Origin of the sequence: Enterobacter cloacae complex sp. IR5418 (genome assembly GCF_049238105.1) — a bacterium.
Lineage (GTDB): Bacteria > Pseudomonadota > Gammaproteobacteria > Enterobacterales > Enterobacteriaceae > Enterobacter > Enterobacter hormaechei.
This window is the reverse complement of record NZ_JBMKHS010000063.1, coordinates 1-7,896: the sequence shown is the minus strand read 5'-3', so window position 1 is coordinate 7,896 and position 7,896 is coordinate 1. Positions and strand designations below refer to the sequence as shown.

Below are 7,896 nucleotides of genomic sequence, written 5' to 3'. Positions count from 1 at the left end.
AATGAAAGCCTGTCCTCAGCATAGTACTGGGAAGGAGGGAGTGACCATCTCATTAAATATCCTACGTTAAGCCTGTTTCTTTAGCTGGCATTACAAAAAGCGAGCGTCTGCATGGTACAGACAGACACCCGAATACGATAAAAATGAGACGAAAAAAACAGGTTACTTAACCCGCTTCCCCGTTTCGTCAATGACCTTTTCGCCGTCCTCTTTGGTAAACGCTCCTTTCTGACCTTCAGGTAGAATATCCAGCACTATTTCTGAAGGGCGGCAAAGACGAGTGCCAAGCGGCGTAACGACTACCGGCCGATTAATCAGGATCGGATGTTGAAGCATAAAATCAATCAACTGCTCATCACTGAATTTCTCTTCATCAAGGCCCAGGTGTTCATAAGGCTCAACATTCTTACGCAGCAATGCACGCACCGTAATTCCCATATCTGAAATAAGTTTAATCAGCTCATCACGGGTCGGTGGCGTATCGAGATAATAAATAATGGTCGGTTCGTTACCGCTGTTACGGATCATCTCCAGCGTGTTGCGTGAAGTGCCGCAGGCCGGGTTGTGATAGATGGTAATGTTGCTCATATCTTTATCTCATTACAAAGTGATGGAAAGCCGCAACGCCAGCGCGGCCAGAGTGACAAACAGCACGGGCAGAGTCATGATAATGCCGGTGCGGAAGTAATAACCCCAGGTGATCGTTATATTTTTCTGGGCAAGCACATGCAGCCAAAGCAGGGTTGCCAGACTGCCAATTGGGGTGATTTTCGGGCCTAAATCGCAGCCAATCACGTTGGCATAAATCATTGCCTCTTTGACGACGCCAGTCGCCGTACTCCCGTCAATCGACAGCGCGCCAATCAGCACCGTCGGCATATTGTTCATCACCGACGACAGGAACGCGGTCAGGAAGCCGGTGCCGAACGTTGCTGCCCATAACCCCTTTTCTGCCAGCAGGTTCAGTACACCAGACAGATACTCCGTGAGCCCGGCATTGCGCAGGCCATAGACCACCAGGTACATGCCCAGCGAAAAAATCACGATCTGCCATGGCGCACTGCGCAGGACTTTCCCTGTGTTGATGCCATGACCTCTTTTCGCCACGATAAACAGTACTGCTGCGCCAGCAGCTGCTATCGCGCTGACAGGGATCCCCAGCGGCTCCAGAACGAAGAAACCGACAAGCAGCAATAACAGGACAATCCAGCCCGCCCTGAACGTTGCCGCATCCTTTATCACACTGGCAGGCGTCTTCAGCAGCGAAACGTCATACGTTGCCGGAATATCCCTGCGGAAGAAGAGATGCAGCATGATCAGCGTGGCCGCAATCGCTGCCGCATCCACGGGGATCATAACGGAGGCGTACTGCGTAAAGCCCAGATCGAAGAAGTCCGCCGAGACGATATTCACCAGGTTAGAAACAATGAGTGGCAGGCTGGCCGTATCTGCAATAAATCCTGCAGCCATGACAAAGGCCAGTGTCGTGCCCTGGCTGAACCCCAGTGCGAGCAGCATCGCAATCACAATCGGCGTCAGGATCAGCGCGGCGCCATCATTGGCGAACAAAGCAGCAACAGCGGCACCGAGCAAGACTATCCAGGTGAACAGCAGGCGGCCACGTCCGTTACCCCAGCGGGAGACGTGCAGTGCGGCCCATTCAAAGAAGCCGGACTCATCGAGCAGCAGGCTGATGATGATGACCGCAATAAATGCCGCTGTCGCGTTCCAGACGATATTCCAGACAACGGGAATATCAGCGATATGGATGACACCGGTTCCCAGCGCCAGCACAGCCCCGATACTCGCGCTCCAGCCAATACTCAGGCCTCTGGGTTGCCAGATCACCAGTACCAGCGTCAGTAAAAATATACTCCCTGCCAAAAGCATCTCAGACCCCATCATATATGATTTTGTAAATATGTTTTCCTGCCTCAGCAGGAGGTGCAGGCTGATTTGTCCAGCCATTCACGTACATCCTCGCGCAGACACTGCCAGGTCGTCGTGATTGTCTCTGCTGCCCACGCCGGAATATGGGGTGACAGACGATAGTGGATCCATTTGCCTTCCCGACGGTCAAGAACCAGATCAGCCTCGCGAAGGATAGCCATATGTCGCGAAATTTTGGGCTGCGATTCGGAGGTGGCAACGCAGATATCGCAGACGCACAATTCTCCGGACTCACGGAGAAGCATGACGATGGCTAGCCGTGTTTCATCCGACAGGATTTTGAAAAGCTGAACAGGTTGTAGCATTTTTCACTCCGTTCCCTTTAGAATACACATATGTTAGATCATATATATTAACTTTAAAATCACCTGTTCTCTCCGGAGGAGAAAAATGGAACAATTTCCAGCCCTGAATACTGACTGTTTTGATCAACATATTGCCGAACGTCTGCACCTGCAGGAGCCCCCACGGATTCTGATCCTGTATGGCTCAGTAAGGGAGCGCTCCTACAGTCGCTTTGCCGCGGAGGAAGCAGGTCGCCTGCTGACGGCGATGGGCGCGGAGGTGAAATTCTTTAACCCCTCCGGTTTACCCCTGCCGGATGATGCCCCGGATACGCACCCTAAAGTCTCCGAGCTACGCGGGCTGGTCAGATGGTGTGACGGGATGGTGTGGAGCTCGCCGGAACGGCACGGGGCTATGAGCGCGGTGATGAAGGCGCAGATCGACTGGATACCGTTGAGTGAAGGCGCGGTTCGTCCTTCGCAGGGCAAGACACTTGCAGTGATGCAGGTTTGCGGCGGTTCGCAGTCCTTCAATGCCGTGAACCAGATGCGCATTCTGGGCCGCTGGATGCGGATGTTCACAATTCCCAACCAGTCCTCGGTGGCGAAAGCCTGGCAGGAATTTGATGAGAACGGAAGGATGAAGCCGTCCTCATGGTACGACCGTATCGTAGATGTCGCAGAGGAGTTGTTTAAAATTACGTTGCTGCTCAGGGGACAAACCAGCTACCTTGCAGATCGCTACAGCGAACGAAAAGAGAGTCATCAGGAACTTTCGTACCGCGTCAATCAGGAAAAAATATAACGCCTTCTGATCGTATAAATACACACCATGAGCGTTTTCACAAAGTCTCCTTCTGCCAGGCAGCGGATAATCTTACATGTGTCTGTCGTTTTCAGAAGACGGCAGACCGGACTAAAACCATAGGCATATCATTTGCCTTCAACAAGTTCACCGAACAGCTCTTTCACCCTGTTTCTGGCGTCCGTTAGCGCTATGTGCCCTTGTCCGGTGATTTCATATACTCGCCGACTTCGTCGACCGGCCTGAACATGTCGTGAGGTGAGATACCCCTTCTTTTCCATACCGTGCAGCATCGGATACAGGGTACCCGGGCTGAGTTGATAACCGTGGTGTCGCAATTCCTCAATGATGCCCAGACCAAAGACGGGTTCTTTGGCTGCATGATGCAGGATGTGCAAACGGATCATCCCGCCGTAAAGATCTTTGTCGGTCACGCCCGGAACCTCACAGTGCTAAACTCAACAACCAACCCGCAACACCGCAACTCACTACGACCAGCCACGGCGGCAGTTTCCAGAACATCAGAGCGACCAGTGCCACAAGGGCAAGGCCGAAATCTTGCGGAGCGAGAACTGCGCTCGTCCATACTGGTTGATAGAGAGCTGCCAGCAGAAGGCCAACTACGGCTGCATTAATACCCTGCAACGCTGCTTGTGTACGGATATTGCGGCGCAGACTTTCCCAGAACGGCAATGCTCCCACAATCAGAAGGAAGGACGGTGCGAAAATTGCCAGCAGACAAACCAGACCACCCAGCCAGCCAGAAGGCACCTGGTTCATCGAAGCCCCGAGAAAGGCTGCAAAAGTGAACAACGGTCCAGGAACGGCCTGGGCAGCGCCGTAGCCAGCCAGGAATGTATCAGTGCTGACCCAGCCAGAAGGAACGACTTCAGTCTGCAGTAATGGCAGCACGACATGCCCGCCACCAAAAACCAGTGATCCGGTCCGGTAGAAAGTTTCTACCATTAACAGCGTCGGATTTGGGAATATCGCCGTCAGCAATGGTAACCCTGTCAGTAGCACAAAGAACAGCGTGAGCCAGAACAATCCGACGCGACGCCGTATTGAAACGGGCAGCGGATCATGTACCGTCGTCTGCTGAGGTTTGAACAGTAACATGCCAGTGACAGCCGCAGTGACGATTACTCCCACCTGTCCCCAGGCCGATGGCACAAGAAGCACAAAGCAGGTTGCCACTGCCATGACAGTAATACGCGGTATATCCGGGCAAAGATTTCGGGCCATGCCCCATACAGCTTGCGCGACCACCGCAACGGCTACCACTTTCAGCCCATGCAATACACCAGAGGGCATCACATCCCCGTAACTGGTCATCCCCAGCGCAAACAGGATCAGTGCAACTGCTGACGGTAGCGTGAAGCCGGCCCATGCTGCCAGCGCCCCGGTATAACCGGCCCGGGACAGCCCGAGCGCTATACCAACCTGACTGCTTGCTGGTCCCGGAAGGAACTGGCACAGAGCGACCAAATCTGCATAGCTGCGCTCGGTCAACCACTGCCGTCGCGTCACAAACTCATCGCGGAAGTAACCCAGATGGGCAATTGGGCCGCCGAAGGATGTCAGGCCAAGTCGGAAGAAAATCAGAAAGACAGCCCAGGGGCTGTGATCATTCCTGGCAGTATCGTTCATGGTCAGATCCTGATTGCTGGTTTTATTGGCTATTATAATCGAATTTCGTTATCGAAATTCGATTATAATAGCCACTGCTCCCTGTGGATAGAATGATGTTTCATGCTTTCCAGATGTTTACTTCAAGAACAGTTTCAACTGCCTGGCCAGTTATGGGCTTTATTCACATTCAGTATTATTGCTGTCCTGCTTTTACCCGGAGTATGGTTTGCCGGGTGGTATTAAATTCTCTGGCAACCGCACTGATACTGGCCCCGGAATTAAGGCGCTCTGACACTATTTTTTTTTGCTCCTCGCTCAAGATGGGCGGACGACCGAAGCGTTTCCCGGCTGATCTTGCCCGAGAAATCCCTGAATGTGTGCGTTCAATCAGCAGATCCCTCTCAAACTCAGCCACAGCTGAAATCACCTGCATAGTCATTTTTCCGGCCGGGCTGGTTAAATCCACACCTCCGAGAGCGAGACAATGAACACGGATATCTAAAGTAGCCAGTTGTTCAACTGTTTTTCGGATATCCATCGCATTACGGCCGAGTCGGTCAAGTTTGGTGACAATCAATACGTCACCGCTTTCCATTCGATCAAGCAACCGGATGAACCCTGGTCTTTCGCTGGCAGCAACCGAACCACTTATATGTTCCTCAATCAGCCGCTGGGGTCTGATGGCAAAACCCGCCGCTTCAATTTCATGGCGCTGGTTTTCTGTATTCTGTTCCAGAGTGGAGACCCGACAGTAGGCAAAAACTCGTGACATAGGAAACTTTCCGTACGCAAAGGGTGTCCGAATTATAACGTATGTACGAAACAAATTTCGCTGACTTTCGGACATATTGTTTGCGAGGCGTACGAAACCGACCGGTTTCGGTCAGTGCGAATGATAACTTTAATGAACTATGTGCAGGGGAAGCATTTATGCCACGGAGACAAATACTCAGTAGTGAAGAAAAAGAACGCTTGTTGATTGTGCCGGATGATGACGTATTTCTGACGCGCATGTGCTTTCTGAGTGAACATGACCTCGCGCTCATTAATAAACACCGCAGGCCAGCTAACCGTCTGGGCTTTGCAGTTTTACTCTGTTATTTGCGAGGACCAGGGTTTCCTCCCGACAAAAGTATTTCACCTCACGACTGTGTTGTCTTCAGGCTGGCGGCTCATTTGAAAGTCCAGTCTGATTTGTGGGCCGAGTATGCATCAAGAGAGGTCACCCGCTGGGAACATCTGGCTGAACTCTACCGCTACCTGGAATTATCCCCTTTTAACCGGGCGCTGCAAAAAAACCTGTATTCGCCACCTTTATCCCCACGCCATGCGGACAGACAGAGGTTTTTTACTTGCGGAGGAAATGCTCTCCTGGCTCCACAATAATAAGGTTATTTTCCCCTCTGTTGAAGTGATCGAACGAACCCTGACCGAAGCAACAACACTTGCCGACAGGGCGGTTTTTTCTGCGCTTACCGCACAGCTTGAACCAGGGCATAAAGCGGCACTGGACCGTCTGTTGGTATCTGAGGGTGAGCAACCTTCACGGCTGGCCTGGCTGCTCCAGCCTCCGGGAAAAATTAATGGTAAAAATGTCCTGCAACATATCGACCGGTTAAATGCGATTGAGTCGCTGGCACTCCCTGACGGCATTGCACTTTCCGTTCACCAGAACCGACTCCTGAAACTCGCACGCGAAGGCAGGAAAATGAGTAGCCGGGATCTGGCAAGATTCACGGATGTTCGCCGTTATGCCTCGCTGGTTTGTATCATATCGGAGGCCAGATCCACCCTGACTGACGAAGTTATTGATCTGCACGAGCGTATTCTGAGTAGTCTGTTCAGCAGGGCAAAACGTACTCAGGCCGAGCGGCTCCAGCAAACGGGAAAGCTGATTCAGAGTAAACTGAAGCAATACGTTACCGTCGGACAGGCATTACTTAACGCCAGAGAGTCCGGGGAAGATCCCTGGGCCGCAATAGAAGACGTCCTTCCCTGGCAGGAATTCATCAACAGCGTGGAAGAGACGCGGTTCCTGTCACGTAAGGACAACTTCGACCCATTGCATCTGATCACAGAAAAATACAGTACGCTGCGTAAATACGCCCCCCGGATGCTGTCCGTGTTGCAGTTCAGGGCTGCACCCGCCGCAATGCAGCTCAGTGACGCATTGGATACCGTCAGAGATATGTATAGAAAACAACTCCGAAAAGTACCGCCTTCCGCGCCAATCGGGTTCATCCCGGAAAGCTGGAGAAAGGTTGTGATCACCCCCATCGGCATTGACCGAAAATATTACGAATTTTGCGTGCTGAATGAACTGAAGGGAGCCTTACGTTCAGGTGACATCTGGGTAAAGGGGTCACGCCGCTACAGGAATTTCGATGATTGTCTGATCCCGTCAGACGATTTTGAAAAATCACTCCGGGATAACCAGTTACCCCTTGCTGTTCCGGCCGATTGCCATGAATACATCAAGAGCCGTTTGACGCTTCTTGCATCGCGTCTGGAAGAAGTTAACGCGATGGCGCTGGCCGGTGATTTACCCGATGTTGATATATCGGATAAAGGCGTGAAAATTACCCCGCTGGATAACAGTGTCCCTTCAGCAGCATCCCCTTTTGGCGATCTGGTTTATGGCATGCTCCCTCACCCTAAAATTACTGAAATGCTGGATGAAGTGGACGGCTGGACTGGTTTTACCCGCCATTTCACACATCTCAAAAACAATCACGTCAGACCTAAAGACAGAAAGTTGTTACTGACCACCATCCTGGCCGATGGTATCAACCTTGGACTGACAAAAATGGCCGAATCCTGTCAGGGAACGACCAAATCGTCACTCGAGGGCATTCAGGCCTGGTACATCAGGGATGAAACCTATTCAGCTGCGCTGGCCGAGTTGGTCAATGCCCAGAAAAAAAGCCCTCTGGCGGCATTCTGGGGCGATGGAACAACGTCATCGTCTGATGGACAGAACTTTCGGGTGGGGAGTCACGGGCGTTATGCTGGTCAGGTCAATCTTAAATACGGTCAGGATCCAGGCGTGCAGATTTATACGCATATTTCGGACCAATACAGCCCGTTTTACACCAAAGTTATCAGCCGCGTGCGGGATTCAACACACGTACTTGATGGTCTGCTGTACCACGAAACTGATCTGGAAATTGGCTTTGTTGAATAAATCAGATTTCGGGTAAGTCTCCCCGTAGCGGGTTGTGTTTT

7 protein-coding genes and 1 pseudogene are annotated in these 7,896 nt (G+C 51.9%); 2 read left to right on the top strand and 6 right to left on the bottom strand.

Annotation, left to right across the window (positions count from 1 at the left end; all coding sequences use genetic code 11):
- Positions 1-162: 162 nt before the first annotated feature.
- From arsC to ACOTX7_RS23350, 3 genes are read right to left on the bottom strand one after another with little or no spacing between them, the layout of a single operon-like run.
- Complete coding sequence (gene arsC / locus ACOTX7_RS23360; protein WP_023316432.1) at positions 163-588, bottom strand: glutaredoxin-dependent arsenate reductase; 426 nt, start codon at positions 586-588, stop codon at positions 163-165.
- Positions 589-600: 12 nt separating this feature from the next.
- Entirely contained in the window at positions 601-1,890 is a 1,290-nt protein-coding gene (locus ACOTX7_RS23355) for an arsenic transporter (protein WP_032409266.1), read from the bottom strand.
- A 44-nt stretch (positions 1,891-1,934) separates the two neighbouring features.
- The gene (locus tag ACOTX7_RS23350) at positions 1,935-2,255 is read right to left on the bottom strand and encodes a transcriptional regulator (protein ID WP_004206577.1); all 321 of its coding nucleotides are present in this window, start codon (positions 2,253-2,255) and stop codon (positions 1,935-1,937) included.
- 85 nt (positions 2,256-2,340) lie between these two features.
- Between ACOTX7_RS23350 and arsH the strand changes: the two genes are divergently transcribed.
- The gene (arsH, locus tag ACOTX7_RS23345) at positions 2,341-3,039 is read left to right on the top strand and encodes an arsenical resistance protein ArsH (protein WP_016151343.1); all 699 of its coding nucleotides are present in this window, start codon (positions 2,341-2,343) and stop codon (positions 3,037-3,039) included.
- A gap of 128 nt (positions 3,040-3,167) precedes the next feature.
- Here the strand turns inward: arsH and ACOTX7_RS23340 are convergent, their stop codons facing one another.
- The 3 genes from ACOTX7_RS23340 to ACOTX7_RS23330 form a co-directional block, all read right to left on the bottom strand.
- Positions 3,168-3,473, bottom strand: coding sequence for a PadR family transcriptional regulator (locus ACOTX7_RS23340; protein WP_004206574.1), 306 nt, complete (start codon positions 3,471-3,473; stop codon positions 3,168-3,170).
- A gap of 10 nt (positions 3,474-3,483) precedes the next feature.
- A complete protein-coding gene (gene chrA, locus ACOTX7_RS23335; protein ID WP_004206572.1) occupies positions 3,484-4,689 on the bottom strand; it encodes a chromate efflux transporter in 1,206 nt (401 codons plus the stop codon).
- 175 nt (positions 4,690-4,864) lie between these two features.
- Entirely contained in the window at positions 4,865-5,443 is a 579-nt protein-coding gene (locus ACOTX7_RS23330) for a recombinase family protein (RefSeq protein ID WP_004206571.1), read from the bottom strand.
- Between the two features lie 158 nt (positions 5,444-5,601).
- Here ACOTX7_RS23330 and ACOTX7_RS23325 point away from each other — a divergent pair.
- Positions 5,602-7,840, top strand: a pseudogene (locus ACOTX7_RS23325) (Tn3 family transposase); the annotation flags it as partial.
- Between the last annotated feature and the right edge of the window lie 56 nt (positions 7,841-7,896).